The sequence below is a fragment of the Butyricicoccus faecihominis genome, from assembly GCF_024462775.1.
Lineage (GTDB): Bacteria > Bacillota > Clostridia > Oscillospirales > Butyricicoccaceae > Agathobaculum > Agathobaculum faecihominis_A.
This window is the reverse complement of sequence record NZ_JANGCE010000031.1, coordinates 16,951-41,815: the sequence shown is the minus strand read 5'-3', so window position 1 is coordinate 41,815 and position 24,865 is coordinate 16,951. Positions and strand designations below refer to the sequence as shown.

Here is a 24,865-nt window from a genome sequence, read left to right as displayed (position 1 = left end):
GGCGATTAAATGAGAGCAAACCGAGATACATGCTCCCGGTTTTTATGGATTTTGCTCTTGCGGCAAAATCCTATTTTATGCGCGCTGCGGCGCGAAGGGTTCTTTGACACGCTGAACAAAAAGATCGCGCTGCTTTTCGCAGCGCGATCTTTTTGTATGCAACGCTTAAAAATCAATATGGTCCGGGTCCGGGCCCACGCGCTGATTTTTATCCAGCGCGTCGATCGCCCGCATATCCTCTTCGCTCAGTTCAAAGTCGAAAAGCGCCATGTTGGAAACGATGCGCTCCCGATGCGCGGATTTCGGGATGACCACAACATTTCGCTGAATGTCCCACCGCAGAACGATCTGCGCCGTGGAACGGCCGTATTTCCGCGCCAGTTCGCCCAGCACCTCGTCTTTGAGCAGGTTGCTGCCGTTGCCGCCGAGCGGGCTCCAAACCTCGACCGCGATCCCTTGGCGGAAGCATGCGTTGATCAGCGCCTGATTGTTGAAATACGGATGACTTTCAATTTGATTGATAGCGGGCCGCACCTTGGCGACCGCCGCAAGCCGCTCCAAATGGCTTTGATTGAAGTTGCTCACGCCGATGGATTTAATCTTTCCGGCCGCGTAAAGCTCCTCCATATCGGCCCACGCCTGCTCGAAGCCGTCCACGGGCCAGTGGATCAGGTACAGATCGACATAGTCGGTCTGCAAAGCGGCAAGGCTTTCCGAGAAGGCCTCCTTCGCACGGCGCTTGCGTACATCATCGTTCCACAGCTTAGTCGTCAGAAAAATATCCTGACGCGCAACGCCGCTTTCCCGCAATCCGTCGCCAACGCTCTGTTCGTTGCCGTAAAAGCGCGCGGTGTCAATATGCCGGTAGCCAGCCTCCAGCGCCCACTTGACCGCATTTGCCGTTTGCGCGCCGTCCGGCGTTTGAAATACGCCAAGGCCCAGCTGCGGGATTTTTTCGCCGCTGTTTAGCTTTACATACTGCATCGTTATTTTTCCTCCTGTCCGGTCCGTATGCCGCGCTCGCCGGGACGGCGCGCCGCGTTTAGCGTTCGCTTGCCATACGGTAAATTTCAAACATGTCGGTTTCATACAGCACGCTGGCGGAGCCCTTATGTCCGCCGCTTGCCAGACTGCATTTGTGCGCCATATCCCGCATTTCCGCTTCCGTCGGGTTTAGCTTTAATTCCCGGAAGGAAGTCGGCATGTGTATCTCGCGGTAAAAGTCCTCCATCGCCTCAATGCCTTTCAGCGCGGTCGCCTCAGGCGCGCCGCCATCCTCGACCCCCATCACATTGACCGCAAAGCGATGAAAACGGGGCAGGCAATCAAGGTACACGTACCGCGCCCAACTGCCCCAGATCGCGGCTAGCCCGGCGCCGTGCGCCACATCGTACTTGCCGCCGATCTCGTGTTCCAGCATGTGCGTGGCAAAATCTCCGCCATCGTTACCGCAGCCGGTCAGACCGTTGTGGGACAGGCTGCCCGCCCACATCACCTCGGCGCGCGCGTCGTAGTCCATCGGGTTGCGTACCAGTATCCTTGCATTTTTCATGACCGTTCGCATCAACGCTTCCGCAATGCTGTCCGTCACCTCCATATTGCCGCCGGAGGTAAAGTAGCGCTCCATGGTATGCATCAAAATATCCGCGCAGCCACAGGCGGTCTGGTAATCGGGCAGCGTCATGGTCAGTTCCGGATTCATAACGGCAAAGCGCGGCCTGCCCAGATCATCGTCGTAAGCGCGTTTGTCCATGCCCTCTTCCTTGGTAATGACCGAGCCGTTGCTCATTTCGCTGCCAGTGGCGGCGATCGTCAGCACCACGCCCACCGGTAAACAAGCGTCCGCCGTGCGGGTGTGCTCGTACAGATCCCAAACATCGCCTTCGTTCGCCACGCCGTAGCCAATCGCCTTAGCCGAGTCGATCGCGCTGCCGCCGCCCACCGCTAGGATAAAATCCACGCCTTCCCGTTTGGCCAGCGCAATACCTTCATATACCAGAGACAGGCGTGGATTAGGCACCGCGCCGCCCAACTCCACATAGGCAATCCCCACCTTATCCATGGAAGCCTTGACGCGATCGAGTAAGCCGGACCGCTTGACGCTGCCGCCGCCATAATGGATCAAAACCTTTTTACAGTTTTGCGCCTTGATCAGCGCGCCGGTCCGCGTTTCCGCTCCCCTGCCAAAGACCACCTTGGTTGGGGCAAAATACTCAAAATCATACATAAACGACACCTTCCTCTTGTCTCATTCGCAACTTTCCTTGCTACGATCACAGTATAGCTCCGTATGAGAAATAACACAAGAAGGCACTTTTTATTCCCCAGCGCACTTTTATGTGCCCTTATCGCTTTTTCCCTTTTCATCCCCGGCGCAGGTAGCGTGTGTAAGCCGGTAGCGGTCTCCCACATTTTCATAGCCCCAATCGCACATGGCGTCCAGAATGGGGTACAGCGTTTCTCCATGCTTGGTCACCGCGTATTCCACCCCAACTGGAACGGTCGGAATGATGGTACGTTCGATGATGCCGTCCTGTTCCAACTCGCGCAGTTGGGCGGTTAAAGTTTTCTTTGGCGCTTCCCGCAAAAAACGCAAGATCTCATTATACCGCTTCGCGCCCTCGTGCTGCAATAAGTGTAAGATCAGCGGCTTCCACTTGCCGCCGATCACCTTTAGCGTGATCTCCATTTCGCTTGCCACGGTTATCTTTTCCATCATACGCTCCCTACTTTCTCCGGCCGCTTGCTAGGCCCTTATTTACGGCTATGGTTTTGCAGCATTTGGTCGCGGTATTCGGTCGGCGTCAGACCGACGTTTTGCTTGAACACCTTGGTGAAATAGTGCGAATCCGCAAAGCCGAGCGAGTAGGAGAGGTCCTTGAGCACAATGGAGGGATCGGCCTCGATCAGTTCCTTGGCTCGCTCCAACCGCAGCCTGCTTAGGTAAGCGTTAAACAGCATCCCCGTCTTTTTCTTGACGAGCTGCCCCAGATAAATATGGTTGACATGGAACAGATCGCCCAGCTCGCGCAGCGTCAGCTGCTGCGTAAAAGATCTATCGATATAGGCGATCACCTGAGCGCCGATATCGATCGTTTCCGCCGGGTAAACAATGCTGTCCACAAGCCGGCATAGCGTTTCTTCCATCTGGGGGAGATCATAAAACCGAAGCAGATGGTATTTTTGCAGCGAAGGATCAAATTCCTGAATCGATAAGCGGTTGTCCACCTTTCCATCCAGCATGAGAAAAACGCGCGGCAAATACTCTAAGATCAGCCGCGGGGACTGCGCGGTTTGTGCGACGATTTGGCGGATCGCAGCTTTTCCCTCGCCCTTCAAATGCAGATCGAGCACGATTTCCAGCCGGTCAAGCAACGGCGTCAGGGCTCCCGCAACGCTCGCCCCGCCCTGTGCCGGGCCGACGAACACCGTTTGCTCCGTTTGTGTAAAGCGGTTGAACATCCGCTGTAAGCACTGCTGATACGCCTGCGTCAGCTGCGCGCATTCCAACGTATCGCTCCACGAAAGCCATAGCTTGGTTTCCCCGTCCAGCCGAAACCCCTGCGCGATGGCCTGATACGTCTTTTCCCGCACGGCCGCTGAAAGCGGGGCGCGCTCCCGGTAGGTACACACCGCGGCATAGATATTTTTATACACATGCAGCAGCTTGCAGGTACTAAAAAGATATAGCGCTTCCAGCGCCTGTTCAAGCTGCGCGGTCGCGGCGGTGGTAAGGGTGTGCGCGCTGTCTCCGCCGGGCGCGCAAAAATTGATGCACACACAGGCGCAGCAGGGATTGCGCAGCGGATAGCCAGCCTGATCAAGCTGCTCTTGCAGGTCCATATAATCAATTTTATAGGTAAAAAACCTTTGGAACAGGTTTGCGACCCGCTGCTCCTGATAATGCCTGCGGTATACCTGTGTTTGCTGCCGTTCCTGCCGATCGCTTCGGTATTGGTATACTTGATCGCGCGCTTTTTTCAGGGTTTCGATCAGCTCGTCCGAATCAATGGGCTTTAATATGTAATTGACCACGTTGAGCTGAATCGCCTGCTTGACGTAGACAAAATCATCGTAGCCGCTGATGATGATAAACTGCACTTCCGGAAAGTTGTTGTGACAGCGCCCGATGGTATAAAATCCATCCGCGATCGGCATTTTTACATCGGTAATGACGATAGAGGGCTTCAGCTCCTCGATCAGTTCATAAGCCCGGTGCCCGTCCGCGGCTTCGCCGACGCAGACAAGGCCCAGCCCTTCCCAATCCACGCGCTTGATAATGCTTTTACGTATCAAATCATTGTCGTCCACCACGATCACACGCAGCACGGGCCATCCCCTCCTTTTTCCTCCTCCATGCGCGGGATGCATATCTCCACCCGCACGCCGCCGAGCGGGCTGCGCGACAGCCAAATCGCTTTGCCGATATGGTATTGCAAGCAAAGCCTCGCGTGTACATTGCGCAAGCCGATATGCTCTCGCCGCTGAATGAAATGCGCAAAATTCTCCGCGTCCTGCCGCAGCGCGGCTTCCAGCTGCGCAAGCTGTTCAGGGGGCATGCCCGCGCCGTCGTCGTCGATCCATATGCGCAGCAGCTCCGTCTGCGCGCAAATGGTCAGGTCAATTTGATGCGGTTGGTTTGAACTGTCCGCGAAGCCATGCTGAAAGCAGTTTTCCAGCAGCGGCTGCAGCGTCAGCTTAGGCACCGGCTGCCGGAGCAACCGGTCGTCCACCCGGTATTCGCAGCGGATCAAGTGGTTAAAGCGCACGTTCTGTAGGTACAGATAGTCTTTGGCATATTGCAGCTCGCGCTTTAGCGGTATGACATCGGGCGCGCGCAGGTTATAGCGAAACAACGTGCCCAGCTTTTGCGTCAGCACGGCGGTTTGATCGGCGTCCTCCAAAATGGCTTGGCTGCTGATCAGTTCCAGCGTGTTAAACAAAAAGTGCGGATTGATCTTTTCTTGCAGCACATCGAGTTCGGATTCGATGCGCAGTAAATTTTCCTTTTGGTTTTTATCCATCAATTCGCCGATGCGCGCCATGAGCGACTGGTACGAACGGGACAATAGGTCGATTTCCTCTAATTCGGACTCATAAATGCTGACATATCCCAGATCGCCCATCTCATTGCGCTTGATCGATGCGATGAGCGAGTTGATCGGCTGGATCAGCCGCCCCGCGATGCGCCGGGAAAATACCGCGCTGACGGCGAAAACAAAAACGCTGATCGGGATCAGGCACAGCAGCAACAACAGAACCGACTGGTAGCCGCTTTCCATATCGACCGACGCGGTGCACGGCATGGCCGTCCCCTGCGTATCATGCGCCGCTTCACGCACATAGCGGTAGCCCCGCTGCACGTCAAGCAGCACCCGGCCCGCGCTGTCGCACACCTGATAGCCCACCGTTTCGGGCATGGCCTGCCGCACGGAACGACTCAGGCTTTCGAGCGGAACAGGAAAGCAGAGGTAGCCCAGCACCTCGCTTCCTGTAAAATTATAAAACGGCGTAAAGTAACCGATCTGTGTTTCTGAAAGGGTATGCACGAAGGTTTGCCGCGTCTGCGCAGTTTCGGGCAGCGCGGCCGGATAGCGGGTCTCGGGGTAGATCTGCCGACCAAGATCATAGAGCGCCACGCCGCCGGGCAGCTCGGGCGGCGCGGTTTCCGCATCCTCCATGCCGCCCTGCGCGGCATAGGCCAAATAGGTGCGGATGCTTTGGCTGCGGTTTAGCGTTTTGCCCTGCTGTTCATACGCTTCCCAAAAGCGTTCGACGGACCGGCGCAGCACCTCTGCATTTTCGGCCGCGTGGCCCGCGCTTTGTAAATGCACGGTAAGGAACATGGCCGAAATGGAAAGCACGAAAATAGCGGCGATCAAAATAGCCGAGATACGCAGATGGGACTGCATCAGATAGCCGCGAATCGACCGTGTCCGCATAGCTTCATATCCCTTCCGCCCATACGCATTGTTTACCGCTATTATAGCATGCGCAGCCCAAGCGCTCAAGCAGTTTGCAAAATCCGCGCTCATCCTGTACAATAAAAGCAATTAATGGGGGGTGGATCATCCGATGAAAGCGAAAAACGCGGCGGCGCTGGCGCTGGCGGCCTGCCTTACGTTGCTGTGCGGCTGTTCCAGGCGGCAGGCCCAGATCACCGAGCTGAATATTTTAAACTGGGGCTATGAGGATACGCGCTACACGAATTTGTACCAAGCCGTTCAGACCTTTAACGCGCGGCACCCGGACCGTCCCTATGCCTTGCAAGTAGAAAAATACCGCGACGCGGACTGGGATGAGTATCAGGCCCTTTGCGAAAAACGGCACGAGGAGGGACGGCTCGACCTGTTTGCGACCGGTCACGAATACATCGGCGCGCTGGCGGACGGCGGCGTGATCGCCCCTATGGACGAACTGCTGCGCGGCGAGCTGTTTCAGCAGGAGTACTTCCCCACCGTTTGGTCCAGCGTGGAATACGAAGGGCAATATTGGGGCATGCCGATCGATCTGGACGTGCAGATGGTTTTTATCCACAAGGACGCGCTGCGCGCCGCGGGCTACACGGCGGCGGAAGCCTCGGCCCTGCCCGAACGCACCGCGCGCGGCGAGTTTACCATGGAGGCGCTGATCGATATCGCCCGCGCCGCGAAAGCGCAGGGCGGCTTTCGGTACGGCCTGCTGCACCGCCCGCCGAACGGCCAATTTTTCTATATGCTTGCCAGCGCCTATGGCGCGCTGGAGGGCAAGCCGGACGGCTCCATCACCTTTGACGAACAACGTTATGCGGAAATGCTCCGCTTTTATCAATCGCTGACGCAGGAGGGACTGCTGCCGCCCGATCTGACCGAATGGGAATGGGTCGCCGTCAATCAGGCGTTCGCCAGCGGCGATACGGCGGTGTATTTCGGCGCCAGCTATTCACTGTACGACGTGATGATCGAATGCGGCGCGCTGGCGGACGATGTAATCGAGCAGTACGTGCCCATTCTGTTCCCCGCCGTACGGCAAGGCGGGCGGCCCATCACCATTTCCCACCCCATGGTATATGTCATCGATTCCGGCAGCCGCCACCAAAAGGACATCGAAGAAATCCTCACCATTGCGTTTGCGGATAGTCAAAACTCCGTCAACCATTGTGTGACCACCTACCACCTGCCGACCTCTGTTTCGGCCGCGGAGAACGCGGTATTTCATAACAATGCGTTTTTGACCGGATCGATGTACATGCTGGATTATACCATTTTCCTCCCGGTCACCGCCGACATCCGCACAAAAATGACGTATTTATTCGAGGATGTGTCAGCGGCCGAGCGCGCCGCCGACACCCCGGAAGCGCTGGCGCAAGCCGCCGCCTTCCACTTTTCCCAATAAAATAACCCCGCGGGTATGCCCGCGGGGTTATTTTATTCCCCCTTTGTTCTATAGTTTTTCCATTTTGCATTGCCGCGTCGGCCTGTATGCTAAATACATCCAAGCAAAGCCCCTGTTAAAAACACTTCACTGTAATCAAGAAAGGATGTCGCTGCAATGTTAGCATTCAACACCGATTGGCTCGGAGAGAGCCAAAACATCTACGAGATCGAGGATTGCCTCAAGGCGATCGCGGACGCGGGCTTTTCCCACGTGCACTGGTGCCACAACTGGGATGGCGAGTACACTTACTCCGTAATGGAGATGCTGCAAATCCGCGGCTGGATGGAAAAATACAACCTGAAAATGAAGGGCATCCACGCCACCGAAGGCCACCACCGCACCAATGTGCTCGGCAAGTACAAATACCGTTGGGAGCGCGAAAACCGCCGCGACTACACCTCGGAAAACGAGTTTAACCGCATTGCCGGCGTTGAGCTGATCAAAAACCGCGTGGACATGGCGTATCTGCTGGACACGTCCGAGATCGTTTTGCACATGCAGCTGCCCTACCGCGCGTTTGAAGAAGACCCGTCCTCCCGCGACCGCTACTACGCGCAGGTCTGCAAATCCTTTGACGAGCTGGAATTTTACTGCAAAACGCGCGGCGTGCGGCTGTGCGTGGAAAACCTGCTCGGCACGCCGAACGAACACCAGATCTATCAATTCGATCTGCTCTTTGACCGGTATGACAGCGATTTCCTCGGCTACTGCTGCGATACCGGCCACGCTCTGGTCACGAGCAAGACCGACTGCTTGGAATTGCCCAAGCGCTATGTGGACCGCATGTTCTTCATCCACACCTCGGACAACATCGGGCTTCAGTCCCCGGACTGCTGGGAGGACGATATCAAAATGACCCACTGCGACCAGCACCGCCTGCCGTTCGAGGGCAAGTATGACTGGGACGGCTTTGCCAAGCTGGTCGCGCAGTCGCCTTATGAGTATCCGATCGTTTTAGAGGTTTCCAGCAACGATCCCACGGATACGGGGTATCTGGCCCGCGCCCGAGAAACGGGAGAGCGCCTGCGCAAACTGGTGGAAGACTACCGCGGCGCGCTGTAAGGCGGCAATATAGGGGGATGCCTTTTTATGAACATTTTAAGCCGGTTAGGCTTTGATCGGAAAACACTCATTCGCTTTATCATCATTGTTGCAAACAGCCAGATCATCTATTCCTTCAACGCGATCCGCGAGGTGCTATACAATCCCTACGTCGATGCGCTCGGCGTTTCGCACGCGCAGTTCGGCGTTTTGATGGGAATCATCGGCGCTATGTCCACCTTTGGCAACGTGCCGCTGGGCTGGATTCAGGATCGTTTCTCGGCGCGCAAGGTACTGACCGTCGATACGCTGATCGTCGGCGCGGTGGGCCTGTTTATCGCGCTCACGCCCACCACCAATTTCGCGCTGCTGCTGCCTTGCTTCATCATCATCGGTCTGTTCACCGAACCGCTTTACTGGGCAACCGTTCTCAAAAGCGTGCGCGCGGTCGCGAAAGAGGATAAACAGGCGACCGCCTTCGGCTTTCTGGAATTTGGCCGCGGCTTAGCGGATTTCCTGCAAAACGGCGTTTGCATCATCCTTTATACGGTTCTGGGCAGCACGTTCTTCGGCATCAAGGCCGCCATGGTGTTCAACGCGGCGGTCACGCTGGTATCCGCGCTTCTCGTTTGGTTCATCGTGCCGGAAGAAAATTTGATCCAAGTAAAGACGGGCGCAGGCAAAACCAAGATCGCCTTCTCCGGTCTGATCAAGGCGCTGAAAATGCCGGAGATATGGATGACCGGCATCGCCGCCTCGTGCGTTTACGCGACCTTCACCGCGGTCAGCACCTACTTCGTTCCCTATTTGCAGTCCGTTTATCTGTTGCCCGCAGCCATGGTCGGCATCTTCGGCTTGGTCAACACCTCGGTGGTCCGCTTCATATCCGGCCCGGTATCCGGCATTTTCGCGGATCAAAAGTTTAAAACCAGCGCGCACTGGATGCGCTTCTGCTATATCATTCTGGCGGCCATGCTGGCCGTTTCTCTCCTGATTCCCAAGACCTCCACCCTCGTCATTCCGGCGATGATCGTGTTGATGATCATTTCCGTGTTCTGCTATTTGGTACGCGGCGTGTACTTCGCGCCCATCGGCGAGTCCAACGTTCCCGCGGAAATGGGCGCTGCCGCCATGTCGGTCGCCTCCTTTATCGGCTATTCTCCGCAGCTTTGGGGCTATACCGTATTCGGCGCCATCATCGATCATTTCGACCCCACCACGGCGTATATGATCATTTTCGCCCTGCTGGTCTGCCTGTCTCTTTTGGGCATTTTCATGACGACCCTGTTGGGCCGCCGCATCCTAAAGCACCGTGCACAGGCCGAAACCGCGCAAGGCTGACGCATCCCACTCAGTGCGTCGCCAAAACTGATCGCGAACGGCCCGATTCACCCTTTTTTCCCTCTTTGACAAATCCCCGGAGCGCCTACAGGCGCTCCGGGGATTTCAGACTGTCAAAAACTATTTTTGACAGTCTGTCGATCGAAACAAAGCCCCATTTCGATCGAGATTCCGGCTTCTGCGCGCGCCTTTTAGGCACACTTGAAGTCGGTTTGTATAGCCCGTAGGCCTCTATCCACTGACCGCCGCCGTGCGGCGATTAAATGAGAGCAAACCGAGATACATGCTCCCGGTTTTTATGGATTTTGTTTCTTAAAACAAAATCCTATTTTATACGCGCTGCGGCGCGAAGGGTTCTTTGACACGCTGAAATCCCCGGAGCGCCTTCAGGCGCTCCGGGGATTTGGTTTATGCATTAACATTGGTCATCTCTTTCAAGCAGTCCGGGCAAACGTTTTTCCCTTTAAACCGGATAACATCCCTTGCATTGTCACAAAAAATACAGGCCGGTTCGTATTTCTGCAAAACGATTAGTTCCCCGTCAACAAAGATCTCCAGCGCGTCCTTGATTTTTATATCCAATGTACGGCGCAGCTCCATCGGTATCACAATCCGCCCAAGCTCATCACTTCTTCTAACCATTCCCGTGGATTTCACACATATCACCTCTAGAGGAAATTGTACCATATATAGCCTATCTATGCAATCGGTAAATGTTTCCTCCCGCTGGCCCACCGTATCCATAAAAAACAAAAAAAGACGCCCCAAAACGTCTTTTTTGATGGTGGGAGTTAACGGGCTCGAACCGCTGACCCTCTGCCGGTTGGTTCATGATGAGCCCAGTCTGTTTTGCACCTGCAAAACAAAAAAGACGCCCCAAGGCGTCTTTTTTGATGGTGGGAGTTAACGGGCTCGAACCGCTGACCCTCTGCTTGTAAGGCAGATGCTCTCCCAGCTGAGCTAAACTCCCAAATGGTGACCCGTGCGGGAATCGAACCCGCGTTACCGCCGTGAAAGGGCGGTGTCTTGACCGCTTGACCAACGGGCCAAAGAAAAGTGGTAGCGGTAATTGGACTTGAACCAATGACCTTCCGGGTATGAACCGGACGCTCTAGCCAACTAAGCTATACCGCCATTTTCTCTCCTGTCGACCGTTCGTCGGCGACGTATCTTATTATAAGCCACACATGCGGGATTGTCAAGAAAAATTTTAAAATATTTTATCCGAGGTTGTCGAGTAATCGTTCATAAAACGAGCGATCCCAAACATGCGTTTTGGCAAGCTCGTCACCGGTGCGCATAAAATACTCCGAAAAGACATATTCCCCCCGGTCGGGCACGGGGTCGTCGAAGGTACAGTCGATATAATAGGTGGTTCCGTTCAGCCGCACAGCATTCCAGCCGTGATCCATCTCCTCCGAGGTGACATAGACCGCGCGAATGCCTACCGCTTCACACAGCATGGCGTATGCGCGCCCGTAGCCCGCGCACACGGCCTTATGATCCAAAAGCGCGCCATCGGCCGCAAACGGCGCGGAAGAGCCGACACGGCGCTCGCTCTCCGCCGTATCGGTATCGTAGCGGCACTGGCGAATCAGCGCATCGTGCAGCGCGCGCAGCTTGGCGGTTTCGTCCATATCCTCGGTGACGACGCTTTGGGCCAGCGTTTTGGCATATTGCCGGGCCTCATCCTGCCGCACCGGTCGCGAGACCTCGACCACGAGCGCGGTTGTGCCGCCCGGCCGCGTGGTCGCGCGCAGGGCAAACGAATACGGATAGATCGCTTCCAGCGCGGTATACACGTCGTCCAGATTGATCTCTTCGGTGCGGAACACGGTTTCACCGGTATCACCGGCGCGCAGCGCCGTTTCCAGCATCGCGGCAGCCTCATAGGGGTTTTGCACCCGCGCCGCCGCAAAGCGCGGGTATAGTAAGTACAGCGCCACACAGGCGACCGCGCCCAGAACAATCAGCGCCTTGCCAAACCGCTTCATGCCGCACCCTCCCCGCTTGTATCGTGATTTGCCGTAAACAAAGCGGACGACCTCCGCCGCCCGCTCCGATCGATTCTTACGATCACATCAGCTTTACCGTGTAGTAGACCGCGGTGATAAACAGATAACCCGCGGCAACGCCCATGCAGATCAAGCTAATGCTCGGCACCACGGCGGCCAGAACGGCCAGCACGGTCATCAGCACCGGCGTCAGCACCAGCATGCCGTAGGCATTGCGGCTGAAGCTCAGATCAACCTTACGGCCGCCCAGCGTAAAGCGGCCCTTTTTGCCGTGCACGGCGGCGAGGATGATCAGGCCGATCACGGCGATTGCCGCCATCACGCCCGCCGCGATAAACGCAAGGTTCGGATGCGAATCAGATACCTGCGCCCGGCGCACGACCCAGATCAGGCCGACCGCCGCACCGCTGTAAAGCGCGATGCAGAAAAATTCCGGCGCATAGGAATGAAACACCAGATAGTAGACAGCCAATACCGGCAAAATGACGTACAGCGCCTTGATCGGCTGCACGCCGTAATACCCGATCACGCTCATCGCGAGCACCATCACCACGCTGACGATCAGCACGTTGCGCCCGCATATGATGCGGCGCGCCGCGCTGCGCTTGCCCGTGCGCTCCCACACAAGCAGGTAGAGGCCCCAAAGGACGCCGATCGCGCCGAGCACCAGCAGTCCCTTCTGCACCGCCATGCCCACGGCCCATGTGTTCGCGTAATCCAGCAGCCGCTGCAAGATCATGAGCAGCAGCACGCCCATCAGGCACACGGTAAACACAGTGAGCACCTTGTTTGTTGTATATTCTTCCTGGCTGATTGGCTTTTTGCTCGTATTGCTTTTGGCCAACGCTCTCAACTCCCTTTTCTTCTTACATATTGCCGCCGGCATACAGCACCGCGGCCAGCGCCGCGATCGGCGCGGTCTCACACCGCAGGATGCGCGTGCCGAGCGATACGCTCACAAGCCCCGCCCGTTCCGCGGCATCCTTTTCGCTGGGGGCAAAGCCGCCCTCCGGGCCGATCACCAGCGATACGCTCCGCCCTACGCCGTTCGACAGAACGTCGCGCAGGCCGGTGTGTTTTTCGTTTTCATAAAAGAACAGCCTTGTCTCGGCTAAAGCGGCCCTTTCGATCGTTTTTTCGACCGAATGCACCTCATGCACCTGCGGAATGCAGCCTCTTCCGCATTGCTTCGCCGCTTCCAGCGCGATTTTGCGCCACCGGGCCACCTTTTTTTCGGTCTTATCCGGCCGCGACACACAGTGCGCCGACAGAAACGGAACGATCTCCCGAACGCCGAGCTCAACCGATTTCTGTACGATCAGCTCCATCTTATCGCCCTTGGGCAGCGCCATATACAGCGTAATATGCTGTTCCGGCTCGCCGGACGACGGCCGTTCGGATAAAACAAGGCACTGAACCCCGCTCTCCTTCGCCAGCGCGATCTCGCACTCGTAATCGGTGCCGGCGCCGTCGCACAACGTGATGGCCTCGCCCTCGCGCAGCCGCAGCACGCGGCAGGCATGGTGCGCATCCTCCCCAGTCAGGGTGATCACGCCGTTCTTCGGTTTGTCCGTCACAAAAAATCTCGGCATGTGTTTCGCACAAATCCTTTCCTATTCTAACAAATCTTCGGCCATTTTGCAAGTACTCGTTCAAACAGCGTTTTTCCGGGCGGTAAACGCGCTCCAATCGTCGCTTTGCGCGGCGTGGACGATCGCAAAGCCGGTCTCCGTCAATTTTTGGCAAACCTCGTCCGCGCGCTCGTTTAAAATGCCCGAGCAAATGAGCGTGCCGCCGGGCGAAAGCTTATCCCAAAAGAGCCGCGCCATGCCGATGATGACATCGGCCACGATGTTGGCCACGATCACCTGATAGCCCGTGCCGAGCTTTTCCGCCATCGCGGCGTCGCGCGCCGCGTCGCCGCAAAAGCCCTGCCCGATGGAAACATGGTTTTTCTCCGCGTTTTCCTGCGCGGTCTTCAAACAGTTCGCGTCGATATCGGCCACGGCCCGCACTTCGCCGCCCAGCATGGCCGCCGCGATTGCCAGTATGCCCGAACCCGTGCCCATATCGAGCACGGCGTCGCCCGGGCGCACGGTGTCTTCCAGCGCCGCGATGCAAAGCTGCGTGGTATCATGCGTGCCCGTGCCGAACGAAGAAGCGGGATCGATCTCCAAAATGCGGCGGCCCGCCGCATCCTCCACCGTTTCCCACGAGGGCTTGATCAAAAAACTTTTGCCGACCGGAAAGGGCTTGAAATACTGCTTCCAGCCCCATTCCCAATCCTGTTGACGGGTGACGGCGGTATCGAAACACAGCCGCCCCCAAGCGCTGCCCTCGTCCCGCGCTTTCAGGTTTTCCAGCGCCGCGCGGATGGCCGCGAGCTGCTTCGCCCCGGCTTCATCCTGCGGCAGATAAATCTTGAGGCAAGTCTCCTGCGTGGATTTTTCGCGCATGAGATCCTCGTCGACATAGTCCCAGTATATCTCTGTATCCGCGAGAAAATCCTGAAAATCCGCCGCATCTTCCAGCACATAGCCTTCCACCCCGTTTTGCAGGAGCATATCCGCTACCGGTTCGATGCCCGCGGTCGTCGTATAGATCGTTACCTCTTTCCAGTCCAACAGTTTCCCTCCCTGCGCCGTCTTGGCGCGCAATAGCCAAAAATTATAGACGGATGAGCCCGTACTTATGTTCCAAATAATGAAGAACTTCTTCCGGCTGCTCCCATGTGCCGTCGTACAGGGCAAGCCCCGGGTAGACGCGCAGCCCCTGCTCCAGCAGCTCGGCCGATTCCGCGCACAGGCAAACCGGGCGCGATATCATATAGCGGTGCTCCTCCAGCGCGACGACGTCCTCCTCGCTTTCGAGCACCAGCTTTAAAGCGCCCGCGTCGTCCTCCGCTTCAATCAGGGCTTCGCCCAAGCGGTGTCCGCATTCGATCTCGTCCGAGACATCAATCGTCGGATCGATAAAATGCGCGTTCGTGCCGTCCGGCGCGATAATAAAATCATCATGGTCGCGCGGCACGGCGGGCGGCTCGCCGATCAGCGCAAGCAGCGCTTCTCCGCTTTCGCCCGGCACGGGAAGGAGCAGCTCCACGCTCGGCAGCCGCAGCCCATCCCGCAGCCACTGGGCGCGCACGCACGCCCCCAGAGACAGCCGCGCATAAGGCGCGGTCTCCGTCAGCGCTTCGGAAAGCGCTTCGGGCCGATCCGCCCGCAGGATGACCGTTGTAACGCCGATGCGCTGCAATACGCCCACCGCGGCGCGCACCTCCGTGCCGTCCGCAAGGCGGCCCTCGTCGCCCGTCGCCTCCAGTTCCGCAATCACGGTGCGGCCGGTCAGATCGGTCAGCGCCAGCACGGCCGCGCGCAGCGTGGCAAAGGTCTCCGCGCCGGAGACGTAGTAAAACGCCGCGTCATCATGCAGCAGCGGACGAAACGCCCGCTTGCAATCCTCGATATAGCGCAGGGTCACCGGCCGCTCGATCGCGTCCGGGTCGGGCGCGGGCGGGCAAACCAGCGGCAGCCCCACAGGCAGCGGGCTCAACTGTTCCGCCCAGCGGGTACAGGTCGCCCCGTCAGGCGCGAGCGCCGCCGCAAAACCGGCGGGCCGCGCCGCGTAAAGCGGCAGTTCATCCTCCCCGGTCAATATGGTTTGCAGACTGTGGCACAAAGGAATGGTATCCATGTTTTCCTTTCTCCGCGCGCGGCGCGGACCGTTCATCATTTTGCCGCCGCGCTTACTTGATCGCAAGGCGGCACATTTCCAGCGCAAGCTGAAGCTGTGAATCGAGCACATAGGTCTGACCGTCCAGCGAGCGCATCGCCCCATCCAGCGCATCCAGCATCTCGGGGGATGCATACTGCGCGGGCGCCATCTCATAGGTCTGCCGGAAAGCGGCCACCGCGTCGAGCACGTCGCCGTCGAACGCTTGCTGCGCGCCGCCGAGCAGGCCGAGCAAATGCAGCCGTTCGGTCATGGCGTACACGCCTTCCGAGCTGTCGCCGAAATAAAGCGGCGTTTTGGTATCGAGCGGCTTAAGCGCCGCCGCGTTTACCGTGACCTGCTCGTTTTCGACCGTGACGTCGGGCTGGATGCCCTTGCCCTCATAGGTGCCGCTTTTCGGCAATTCCAGATCGAGCGTGGTGATCACGAGCTTATCTCCGTTCACCAGTTCCAGATGGAACTGGCCCTGTCCCTTGCCGTAGGTTTTGGTGCCGACCAGCGTGGCGGACGACGTTTCCTTCAGGCTGCCCGCCAGCAGCTCGGCCGCCGAGGCGGTGCCGCCGTCTACCAGCACGACGATCTTATCCATGCGGATTTGGCTGCCCGTCGAATAATGCCGGGTCAAGCCGCCCATGTCCTCGCGCCAGTGTACGCCGGCGAGATACACATCGGCATTCGGCACCATGGCGTTCGCCATTTGGATCGCGACGTCGATCACGCCGCCGCCGTTGCCCCGCAGATCCAGCACGACCGCCTTTGCGCCCTTGCCGGGCAGGCCGTTCCAGATCTCCTCAAAGGCCTTCCAGTCGTTTTCCGACCCCATCGCGGTCACCTTAATATATTCGATGCCCTCCGCGAGCGTTTTATTCGATACATAGGTCTCATTGATCTTGCGGCGGGTGCAGGTGACGGTCACGCCGCGCCCCTGCCGCTGCACGGTGATTGAAACCGTCGTGCCTTCCTGCCCGCGCAGCTTTTCCGCCACGTCGGCAAGGGGCGTATCCAAAACAGACACGCCGTCCACCTCGACGATGATATCGCCGATCTGCAAGCCGGCTTCCTCCGCCGCCGAATAGCGCATGACCTCGGCGATGCGCACGCCGTTCGCCGTCTGCTCCATGCCGACGCCGATGCCGACAAAGCCTTCGACCGAGGAAAAGCCCTGCGAATATTCCTCCGCGGACAGATACATGGAGTGCGTGTCCATCAGCGAGAGGATGTCGTTTAAAACATCGTATAATTCTTCCGGGTGCTCGGTCAGGTATTTGTTGATATAGTTTTGTAAAATATACGGGTTGTCCTCCGCTTTCAGACCAAAGCTGTTGATCAGCGCCCAAACGCCGTCAAACCACGTTTCGCTCTGTCCGTCGGCGGTCACCGCGCCGGCCGGCGCGGTCAGCAGCGCGGCGGATAGCGCCAGCGCGGCCAGTTTCTTGGCAAGTGCTTTCACGAAATTGTTTCCTTCCCGCCCTTACATTGTCTCGGGGGCCTCTACGCCAATGATCTGCAAAACGTTTTTGATGGTCTGCCGGGCCGCCATGCAAAGCGTCAGGCGCGCGTCGCGCACGCGCTTGTCGTCGTCCTTGATGCGGCAGGCGTTGTAGAAATGATGGAACTGCTGCGCGAGCGATACCGCGTATTTGTTCAGTCTGGAAGGATCGCGCACAGCCGCTGCCTGCGCGATCTCCTCCGGCAGCAGCGCGATGACCTTGATCAGCGCGCGTTCGTCCGCGCCTGTCAGCACGGACAGGTCGGCCGCCTGCGGGTCGGGCAGCGCAAAGCCGCTTTCGGCGGCGTTTTTCAGCACCGAGCAGATGCGCGCGTGCGCGTACTGCACGTAATAAAGCGGATTATCCGAATCCTGACGCACCGCCAGATCGAGGTCGAACTCCATCTGGGTTTCGGCCGCGCGCGAATTGAAGAAAAAGCGCGCCGCGTCCACCGGGATCTCGTCCAGCAGGTCGGTCAGCGTCAGGCTCTTGCCGGTGCGTTTGGACATGCGGACGACCTCGCCGCCCTGCATCATGCGAACCAGCTGCATCAGGACAATCTCCAAGCGGTTCGACCCGTCCAGTCCGATCGCGTCGAGCGCGCATTGCAGCCGTTTGACGTGGCCGTGGTGATCCGCGCCCCAGATGTTGATGACGCGGTCAAAGCCGCGTTTTTCAAACTTATTGCGGTGGTAGGCGATATCCGCCGCGAAGTAGGTGTAGAAACCGTTCGCGCGGCACAGCACATCGTCCTTATCGCAGCCAAAATCGGTGGAACGCAGCCAAAGCGCGCCGTCCTCGGTCCGGTAAGTCGCGCCCTTTTCGGTCAAAAGGTCAATGGTCTTCTTGACATAGCCGGAGCCATGCAGCTCGCTTTCGCGGAACCAAACGTCGTAATCGATCTTATAACGCTTCAGGTCTCGCTCCATGCGGGCGATGTTGGTCGGCAGGCCATAGCCCTCGATGATCTGAAAGCGCTCCTCGGGGGACTTGTCCAGCAGGCTGTCGCCGTATTTTTCAACCAGATCGTGGGCCAGCGCCTTGATATCGTCGCCCTGATACCAAGAAGGATCGAACGCGACCGCGTCTTCCCCGCGCACCTCTTGTATATAGCGGCCTTCCACCGAGTGGGCGAACTTGTCCACCTGATTGCCCGCGTCGTTAATATAGAATTCACGCGTCACGTCGTTGCCCGCCCAGTCGAGCACCTCGGCCAGACAGTCGCCCAGCACGCCGCCGCGGGCGTTGCCCATGTGCATCGGCCCGGTGGGATTGGCCGAAACAAATTCGACCATCACCTTTTCCGGCCGCGCGGCCGCCGTGCGGCCATAATCCCCGCCCTGCTCGCTCACCGCGCGCACGGCGTCGCCATACCAGCTCTGCGCCAAGGTAAAGTTTAAAAAGCCCGGCCCCGCGATCTCGACCTTTTCAAAGCAGCTGTCCGCGAGCTCTAAATTGTCGCGTATCGCCTCCGCGATCTTGCGGGGGGCCATGTGCAGCGGCTTTGCGCACTGCATGGCAAAGGTGCAGGCCCAGTCGCCGTTCGAGGCGTCCTTCGGCGTTTCGACCGTAACGGGCGGCAGGTCGCCCGCCGGAAGCGTTCCGGCTTCGGCGGCCTTGCGGCAGGCGGCTTCGACCACGCGCCTTGCCTCGGCCCGTGCGGATTCATATGCGTTCATGGTTTCACTCTCCAAATTTTCTTTATTTACCCCGCCCGGCGTTACGCCAGCGGCTCCGATGTGACCGTCATCTCAAAGTGATGCTCGCCCATCACGCTGTTGTCTACCTCGACCGTGTAGTCGAGAATCAGCTCGCCGCCGTTTTCCCCCACGGTGTTGCGTACGTGCGAGGTGTGGGTCGCGATCGTCATGCTGGTGCCGATCGGGGTCTGGTACAGGCCGACGTGGCGCTGGTTTTCCGCAAACAGCATGCGGGAGGGATAGGTGCCCGTGCGGATGAGCGAGACCGACTTGCCTTCGAGCTTGACGGTGGTCAGCGTGCCGTTCAGGCCGGTCAGTTCGCTCTCCTCATAAATAATATAGTATTTTCCGCCGCGCCTGTAAAGCTTCGCGGCGGTGACCAGATCGATCTGCTCCTCATCGCAGTTTTCAAACTGCTGGGTGGACAGGATCGACAGCCAAACATCCTTTTTCATATATAAACTTCCTTAAATTCCCAATTCCCAACTCCTGATTTAGAAGTTGTCAGTATCCCGAAATATCGACCAGCCCGGCGGAGCCCGTCACATCCTCCTGCAAGAACAGGCTGGCGAGCTGGGCAAAGCCCGCGGGATCGTCGGAAACGAAATAGCGGGTCTCCCCCGCGCCGCTGGACGCGGGCGCGACCGCGCGCCGCAGAGCGTTCGCCGCTTCCGCGCCGGAATCGACCAGTGTGACGGAGGGGCCCATAAAATCCGCGATCACCTCGTGCAGCAGCGGATAGTGCGTGCAGCCGAGAATCAGCGTATCCACGCCCCGTTCCCGCACCGGCTGCAAATATTCCCGCACGACCGTTTCGATCACGACATCGCCGCGCTTCACGCGCCCGTTTTCCACCAGCGGCACGAAAAGTGGGCAGGCGACCGTTTGCACGTCTAAAGCGGCGTCCGCCTTTTTCAGGCTTCGTTCAAACACGCCGCTGCGCACGGTCGCCGCCGTGCCGATCACGCCGATCCTGCCGTTTTTCGTCACCGCCCGCGCTTTCTCGCACGAGGGTTTTACCGTGCCGAAAATTGGCACGTCAAATTCGCCCTGCACCGTGTCCAGCGCCGCGGCGGACGCCGTGTTGCACGCCACTACGATGGCTTTCAAATCGTATTCCAGCAAAAAACGGATATCCTGCCGGGTGTATTTGATAATGGTGTCGCGGCCGCGCGTACCGTAGGGCACGCGGCCGGTATCGCCGAAATAGATGATGCTTTCCTCCGGCATGATCTCGTGCAGGCGGCGCACCGCGGTCAGGCCGCCCAGCCCGGAATCAAACACGCCGATGGCGCGGTTATCCATGGTGCTCCTCCAGCGCGAGCGAGACCAGCCGGTCGAGCAGCTCGGTATAACCGACGCCGCTGTGGGCGAACAGCTTGGGGTACATGGAGATCGAGGTGAAGCCGGGAATGGCGTTCAGTTCGTTGAAAACGATCTCGCCGCTGTCATACGTGCAGAAGAAATCGACGCGCGACAGTCCCCGGCAGCCGAGCGCCGTATAGACCTTGATCGCGTTTTGCCGCGTTTCTTCGAGCTGCTCCTCCGTGATGCGCGCGGGTATGAACAGTTTGGAGGCTTCGTCGGCGTATTTCGCGTCGAAGGTGTAGAATTCCTGCGCGGGCGCGATCTCGCCCACGGTAGAGGCGACCGGCGACAGATTGCCGAGCACCGCGCATTCGATCTCGTGGCCGCTGATGAATTCTTCGACCAGCACCTTGGAATCATATCCAAAGGCGGCCTTCAATCCCTCGGTCAGTTCCCGCATATCGGCCGCCTTGGCCACGCCGACCGAGGACCCGGACGAGCAGGGCTTGACAAACACAGGGAAGGAACCGATCCGCTCCGCCGCCGCGCGCGCGACGCCTGCGGCGTCCGCCGCGAATTCATGCTTGAGGGCCAGATAATAACGCGCCTGCCGCACCTGCGCCGCGTCGACCAGCACCTTGGTGATGGATTTGTCCATCGAATTGGCCGAGGCCGCGACGCCGCAGCCCACATAGGGGATGGCGGCCAGCTCCAACAGGCCCTGTATCGTGCCGTCCTCGCCGCCGATGCCGTGCAGCACGGGGAATACGCAGTCCACCCGAACGGTTTGAACCCCGCCGTCCGTCAGCAGGACAAGACCGTGCGCCGCCCGATCTGGAGACAGGATAGCCGGAACAAGGCCGGACTCCTCCTGCCAGAGACCTTTTTCAATTTTATCCACATTATAGTCGGGATATAGGTACCAGCGGCCCTCTTCCGTGATGCCGACCGCCAAAATTTCATATTTATTTTGATCCAGATTACGCAAAACAGAGGCCGCCGAAAGACACGAGATGCTGTGCTCGCTCGACACGCCGCCGAAAACAACTGCTAATTTCACGAATTGATTCTCCTTTTATGAAAGGTGATCGCCCAGCGATAAATATTTCTATACAGATAGCATTATACGCTATTTGCGGCGTAAATACAATGAAAAAGCGTGGTGAAACGCAGAGCGATTTGACGAAATTTTCTAGCTTTATCCACTTATTTTTGAAATACCTGTTGACAGACTATATTATATGTCATATAATATTGTACACAAACACAGAAACGAGGTGGCATTTATGTCATACCCCATCGCCTCCTCCCTGCTGGACGGAATTGTGCTCTCCGTGGTAGAACGGGAAAGCACCTATGGTTACCGCATCACGCAGGAGATACAGCAGGTGATCGAAATTTCGGAATCGACCCTGTACCCCGTGCTGCGCCGTCTTCTGAAGGACGGCTACCTTACCACCTATGACGAAGCGTACGCCGGGCGCAACCGCCGTTACTACCGGATCACCGAGCACGGCCGCGCCAGACTGCGCCAGCACCGGATCGATTGGCAAAATTACCGGAACAGCATCGATCACATCTTTTTCGGAGGGCAAGCATCATGAACAGAAACGAATATATGGCCGCGCTGCGGCGGGCTCTTTCCGGCCTGCCGGATGAAGAGCGCGCAAATGCCCTGCGTTATTACGAGGAGTACTTTGACGACGCCGGGCCGGAAAACGAAGGGGAGGCCATAGCGGGCTTAGGCGCGCCGGAAAGCGTGGCCGCGCAAATCCTAAACGATTACCGTGAACTGACCGTGCCGCCGCATCGCCCGGAGACGGGCGGCGCTTCGTACACCGCCGCCGGCGAAGCCGCGAACAGTCCCAAGCGCCGCTGGCGCGGCATCAACCCTTGGCTGCTCGCCCTGCTGGTGCTGCTCGCCATTCCGGTCGGCATCCCGCTCGCGGCGGCTGTCGGCGGCGTTCTGGTTTCCGTGCTGGCGGTACTGGCCTGCATCGTCCTTGTGGTTTTTATCATTTTCGCGGTCATCCCTTTTGTCTTGTTGGTCTGCGGCGCGGCTTTTATCGGCGTTTCATTCTTTTTATGGTGGACGCCGGCCAGCGCCGTGCTGACGCTTGGCGCCGGTCTTGCCGTGCTCGCGATCGGCATACTGGTCACGATGCTGATGATCAAGCTGTGCACCCTGTTCATCCCACCCATCTTCCGCGGTTTTGTCGCGATCCTGCGCTGGCCGTTCGATAAGCTGAGAGGAGCGATGAGAAAATGAAAAAACTTATGATTGCCTGTCTGGTACTGCTGCTCATCGGCGGCGGCCTTGCGATCGGCGGCGCGGCCGCCGGCGGCAGGCTCTACGGCAGCTATTATGACGGCTCGCTCCACCCGATCACCGATTCCATCAGCGACGCGCTGGACGCGGTGGACCGATTTTCCGATCGCAACCTGTTTCGCCGCGGCCTGCATTATGAAAGCGGCTACGCGGCGGACGGCAGCTACCACTCCGGCTGGTTTGACGACCGCCACGGGCTGGACGATTTCGACGACCTGCCGGACGATATGGAGGATAATTTGTCCTACCTGCCCGACCCCGACATTCGCGAGCTTGAATTTGCCTTTGGCGCGGGCGCGTTCCGCATCCAACAGGGCGATGAATTTGCGGTAACGGGCGGCGTTGTGCAGGACAGCTTGATGAACGACGACACCTGGGAGCTATCCGTGCGCGGCCGCACGGGCGACGGCAAGGTCGTCATCACGCTGCCGGAGGCGGCCTACGATAAGATCGAATTTTCCATCGGCGCAGCCACGCTTGAGATCGAAACGCCGCTCGCCGCCCACAAGGCTGAAATAGCGGTCGGCATGGGGATCCTATCCGTAAAAGAAGCGCTCGACGTCGACAAACTCGAACTGGACTGCGGCGCGGGCAGCGCCACCGTCCTGCTCGCGGGCAGCGCCGGGGATTACGGCTACGAGATCGCCGCTTCCGCGGGCAGCGTGACGCTTGACGGAACCGAACTCGCCGGCGGCGGCCCCTTCGGCACGCACCGCGCCTCCAAAAACGGCACGCGCGAGCTTGAACTGAGCGTCGGCGCGGGCACCATTGAACTGACGACCGCCGGCACGGTTTAAGCCGAACCGGCGCGTAAAACAAAGTTTATTCTTGACGAATCCGACCAAAACCCGTATGATAAGAGAAAAGGAGCCTTTGCTATGAAAAACAAGAGACTGTATCGCAGTGAGACCAGCCGCATGCTGTGCGGCGTGTGCGGCGGTATCGCGGATTATTTCGAGATCGACCCCACGCTCGTCCGCCTCGCTTGGGTGTTGCTCTGCGCACTCGGTTTCTCCGGTATCGTCGTATATATCATCGCGGCGATCATTATTCCGACGCAAAGCGCCGTCCAGTAACCAAACAAACGAGAGGATGTGCCCCATGAGCGAAAACAAAGAATCCATGACGGATCTAGACGAAACTTCCGCCGAGCCCACGCAGGACGAGACCGTTCTCGAAGCGGATGAGGCGGAAAACGCCGAAGCCGATCTCGTTCTCACGCCGGAGGAGGCCGAGGAAGAGATCGAAACGCCGCATGAGGATCGTGTTTTCGGCTTGCCGCGCATGTGCTTTCACGGCGTCGCGCTCGGTATCGCGGCCGGCTATATTCTGACCGGTCTGTACGGCGTGATTATGAATAAGCTGACCGGCTCTACCAAGATGCCCAGTTCGACCATGGTCGCGCTGGTCTGCGCCGGCATCGGCTATCTGATCACCAAGCGTATCTATGATAAGAAAAAGAAGGCAGAGGAAGCCGCCGCCGAATCAGACGCGGAATAACGAAAATAAAGCCGCCGCAAAGAATGGCTTTGCGGCGGCTTTCGCCTGCCCAAAGATCGGAAAGGAAGTGCTGTATGCGCGCATACGCCTATATGCTCCGCTGTGCGGACGATACCCTGTACTGCGGCTGGACCAATGATTTGACACACCGCCTCGCGGCACACAACAGCGGCCAAGGCGCCAAATACACGCGCGGCCGCGGGCCGGTGCGGCTCGCCTACAGCGAACTGTTCGCAACGCAGGGCGAAGCCATGCGGCGCGAAGCGCAGCTGAAAAAGCTGACCCGGCCGCAAAAAGAGGCCTTGCTCGCCGTTCCCGACGGCGCCGAACTGCTGACCGTGTACGACGGAACGGGCCTTGCCTGCGGCGAACGGCCCCGCGCCGAGGTGCACGCGCAGGGCCTTTTCCACCATGTATGCCACCTGTGGGTGTGCGGCGTATACGAGGGCGAGCCCGGCCTGTGGCTGCAACGGCGCGCGGACGACCGGCCGCTCTACCCCGGCCATTATGATTTGACCGCCACCGGCCATATCGATCCCGGAGAAACGCCGGAAACAGCGATCCTGCGCGAAGCGCGGGAGGAAGCCGGTCTGCGCCTTGCGCCGGACGCACTGGTCCCCGCAGGCGCTTACCGCCAGCAGTACGACCGCGGCGAGGGCGGCGGTTTTGACGATGAATTAGCCTACGCCTTTCTATGCCGCATGGACGGTCTGCCCCCCTTCGCCCCCGGGCCCGAGGTGTCCGCCCTTGTGTTTGCCCCGCTTTCGGCGTTTGCCCTCGCGCACGAGGAAAGCGCGCCGCCGCTTCCCGCCCGCGCCCCCGGCGGCGGCGCAGTCTCCATTCCGCGTGAGTTGTTTTGCTGCTTGCACCAACAGGAGTGGGAGGGCGTGCTGCCGGTTCTTCAAAATGTAATGAAATAGCGAAATAATACATTTTGTATATGCGTGCGCCCGCCAATTCTAAACAAGTGCAAAAAACAACAGAACCCCGTTA

The 24,865-nt window shown here is 58.5% G+C and carries 25 protein-coding genes and 3 tRNA genes; 9 read left to right on the top strand and 19 right to left on the bottom strand.

Annotated elements, in window-relative coordinates; translation table 11 throughout:
• Window positions 1-165: 165 nt before the first annotated feature.
• From NE562_RS14250 to NE562_RS14230, 5 genes are all read right to left on the bottom strand, one after another.
• Window positions 166-984 (bottom strand): aldo/keto reductase, encoded by an 819-nt coding sequence (locus tag NE562_RS14250; RefSeq protein ID WP_280963098.1) that lies wholly within the window; start codon window positions 982-984, stop codon window positions 166-168.
• Window positions 985-1,042: 58 nt separating this feature from the next.
• Window positions 1,043-2,227 (bottom strand): iron-containing alcohol dehydrogenase, encoded by a 1,185-nt coding sequence (locus NE562_RS14245; RefSeq protein WP_280963097.1) that lies wholly within the window; start codon window positions 2,225-2,227, stop codon window positions 1,043-1,045.
• A 108-nt stretch (window positions 2,228-2,335) separates the two neighbouring features.
• A complete protein-coding gene (locus NE562_RS14240) occupies window positions 2,336-2,719 on the bottom strand; it encodes a winged helix-turn-helix transcriptional regulator (protein WP_419196013.1) in 384 nt (127 codons plus the stop codon).
• A gap of 35 nt (window positions 2,720-2,754) precedes the next feature.
• Complete coding sequence (locus NE562_RS14235; protein ID WP_280963096.1) at window positions 2,755-4,329, bottom strand: response regulator transcription factor; 1,575 nt, start codon at window positions 4,327-4,329, stop codon at window positions 2,755-2,757.
• Window positions 4,317-5,942: a sensor histidine kinase gene (locus tag NE562_RS14230; RefSeq protein WP_280963095.1), complete on the bottom strand. Its 1,626-nt coding sequence runs from the start codon at window positions 5,940-5,942 to the stop codon at window positions 4,317-4,319. The genes NE562_RS14235 and NE562_RS14230 overlap by 13 nt, the downstream gene beginning before the upstream one ends.
• 133 nt (window positions 5,943-6,075) lie before the next feature.
• Here NE562_RS14230 and NE562_RS14225 point away from each other — a divergent pair, with 133 nt between their 5' ends.
• From NE562_RS14225 to NE562_RS14215, 3 genes are all read left to right on the top strand, one after another.
• Window positions 6,076-7,374 carry an ABC transporter substrate-binding protein gene (locus tag NE562_RS14225; RefSeq protein WP_280963094.1) on the top strand — a complete coding sequence of 433 codons (1,299 nt, stop codon included), beginning with the start codon at window positions 6,076-6,078 and terminating at the stop codon, window positions 7,372-7,374.
• A 156-nt stretch (window positions 7,375-7,530) separates the two neighbouring features.
• On the top strand, window positions 7,531-8,478 hold the full coding sequence (locus NE562_RS14220) for a sugar phosphate isomerase/epimerase family protein (RefSeq protein ID WP_280963093.1): 948 nt from the start codon (window positions 7,531-7,533) through the stop codon (window positions 8,476-8,478).
• A gap of 27 nt (window positions 8,479-8,505) precedes the next feature.
• Window positions 8,506-9,798, top strand: coding sequence for an MFS transporter (locus NE562_RS14215; RefSeq protein WP_280963092.1), 1,293 nt, complete (start codon window positions 8,506-8,508; stop codon window positions 9,796-9,798).
• Between the two features lie 408 nt (window positions 9,799-10,206).
• Here NE562_RS14215 and NE562_RS14210 read toward each other — a convergent pair whose 3' ends face one another.
• From NE562_RS14210 to NE562_RS14145, 14 genes are all read right to left on the bottom strand, one after another.
• Window positions 10,207-10,455 (bottom strand): AbrB/MazE/SpoVT family DNA-binding domain-containing protein, encoded by a 249-nt coding sequence (locus NE562_RS14210; RefSeq protein ID WP_280963100.1) that lies wholly within the window; start codon window positions 10,453-10,455, stop codon window positions 10,207-10,209.
• 237 nt (window positions 10,456-10,692) lie between these two features.
• Window positions 10,693-10,768 (bottom strand) — tRNA-Val (locus NE562_RS14205).
• A gap of 3 nt (window positions 10,769-10,771) precedes the next feature.
• Window positions 10,772-10,846, bottom strand: a tRNA-Glu gene (locus NE562_RS14200).
• Between the two features lie 9 nt (window positions 10,847-10,855).
• Window positions 10,856-10,932 (bottom strand) — tRNA-Met (locus tag NE562_RS14195).
• 86 nt (window positions 10,933-11,018) lie between these two features.
• Complete coding sequence (locus tag NE562_RS14190; RefSeq protein ID WP_280963091.1) at window positions 11,019-11,792, bottom strand: transglutaminase domain-containing protein; 774 nt, start codon at window positions 11,790-11,792, stop codon at window positions 11,019-11,021.
• Window positions 11,793-11,874: 82 nt separating this feature from the next.
• Window positions 11,875-12,657, bottom strand: a complete 783-nt coding sequence (locus tag NE562_RS14185; RefSeq protein WP_280963090.1) for a hypothetical protein — start codon at window positions 12,655-12,657, stop codon at window positions 11,875-11,877.
• 22 nt (window positions 12,658-12,679) lie between these two features.
• Entirely contained in the window at window positions 12,680-13,405 is a 726-nt protein-coding gene (locus NE562_RS14180) for a 16S rRNA (uracil(1498)-N(3))-methyltransferase (protein WP_280963089.1), read from the bottom strand.
• Between the two features lie 60 nt (window positions 13,406-13,465).
• Window positions 13,466-14,437: a 50S ribosomal protein L11 methyltransferase gene (prmA, locus tag NE562_RS14175; RefSeq protein WP_280963088.1), complete on the bottom strand. Its 972-nt coding sequence runs from the start codon at window positions 14,435-14,437 to the stop codon at window positions 13,466-13,468.
• A gap of 43 nt (window positions 14,438-14,480) precedes the next feature.
• Window positions 14,481-15,506 carry a hypothetical protein gene (locus tag NE562_RS14170; protein ID WP_280963087.1) on the bottom strand — a complete coding sequence of 342 codons (1,026 nt, stop codon included), beginning with the start codon at window positions 15,504-15,506 and terminating at the stop codon, window positions 14,481-14,483.
• Between the two features lie 52 nt (window positions 15,507-15,558).
• Window positions 15,559-16,995, bottom strand: coding sequence for a S41 family peptidase (locus tag NE562_RS14165; RefSeq protein ID WP_280963086.1), 1,437 nt, complete (start codon window positions 16,993-16,995; stop codon window positions 15,559-15,561).
• A 21-nt stretch (window positions 16,996-17,016) separates the two neighbouring features.
• Window positions 17,017-18,714 (bottom strand): arginine--tRNA ligase, encoded by a 1,698-nt coding sequence (argS, locus tag NE562_RS14160; protein ID WP_280963085.1) that lies wholly within the window; start codon window positions 18,712-18,714, stop codon window positions 17,017-17,019.
• A gap of 41 nt (window positions 18,715-18,755) precedes the next feature.
• Entirely contained in the window at window positions 18,756-19,190 is a 435-nt protein-coding gene (locus NE562_RS14155; protein ID WP_280963084.1) for a DUF1934 domain-containing protein, read from the bottom strand.
• A gap of 49 nt (window positions 19,191-19,239) precedes the next feature.
• On the bottom strand, window positions 19,240-20,040 hold the full coding sequence (gene murI / locus NE562_RS14150; RefSeq protein ID WP_280963083.1) for a glutamate racemase: 801 nt from the start codon (window positions 20,038-20,040) through the stop codon (window positions 19,240-19,242).
• Entirely contained in the window at window positions 20,033-21,103 is a 1,071-nt protein-coding gene (locus tag NE562_RS14145; RefSeq protein ID WP_280963082.1) for a D-alanine--D-alanine ligase family protein, read from the bottom strand. The genes murI and NE562_RS14145 overlap by 8 nt, the downstream gene beginning before the upstream one ends.
• A gap of 226 nt (window positions 21,104-21,329) precedes the next feature.
• Between NE562_RS14145 and NE562_RS14140 the strand changes: the two genes are divergently transcribed.
• The 6 genes from NE562_RS14140 (at window position 21,330) to NE562_RS14110 (ending at window position 24,792) form a co-directional block, all read left to right on the top strand.
• Window positions 21,330-21,647 (top strand): PadR family transcriptional regulator, encoded by a 318-nt coding sequence (locus tag NE562_RS14140; protein ID WP_280963081.1) that lies wholly within the window; start codon window positions 21,330-21,332, stop codon window positions 21,645-21,647.
• Complete coding sequence (locus tag NE562_RS14135; RefSeq protein WP_280963080.1) at window positions 21,644-22,312, top strand: DUF1700 domain-containing protein; 669 nt, start codon at window positions 21,644-21,646, stop codon at window positions 22,310-22,312. The genes NE562_RS14140 and NE562_RS14135 overlap by 4 nt, the downstream gene beginning before the upstream one ends.
• Window positions 22,309-23,169 carry a DUF4097 domain-containing protein gene (locus tag NE562_RS14130; protein WP_280963079.1) on the top strand — a complete coding sequence of 287 codons (861 nt, stop codon included), beginning with the start codon at window positions 22,309-22,311 and terminating at the stop codon, window positions 23,167-23,169. Before NE562_RS14135 ends, NE562_RS14130 begins: the two co-directional genes overlap by 4 nt.
• A gap of 81 nt (window positions 23,170-23,250) precedes the next feature.
• Window positions 23,251-23,448: a PspC domain-containing protein gene (locus NE562_RS14125; RefSeq protein WP_280963078.1), complete on the top strand. Its 198-nt coding sequence runs from the start codon at window positions 23,251-23,253 to the stop codon at window positions 23,446-23,448.
• A 25-nt stretch (window positions 23,449-23,473) separates the two neighbouring features.
• Entirely contained in the window at window positions 23,474-23,872 is a 399-nt protein-coding gene (locus NE562_RS14120) for a hypothetical protein (RefSeq protein ID WP_280963077.1), read from the top strand.
• Between the two features lie 74 nt (window positions 23,873-23,946).
• Window positions 23,947-24,792, top strand: a complete 846-nt coding sequence (locus tag NE562_RS14110; RefSeq protein WP_317863589.1) for a GIY-YIG nuclease family protein — start codon at window positions 23,947-23,949, stop codon at window positions 24,790-24,792.
• Window positions 24,793-24,865: the final 73 nt, after the last annotated feature.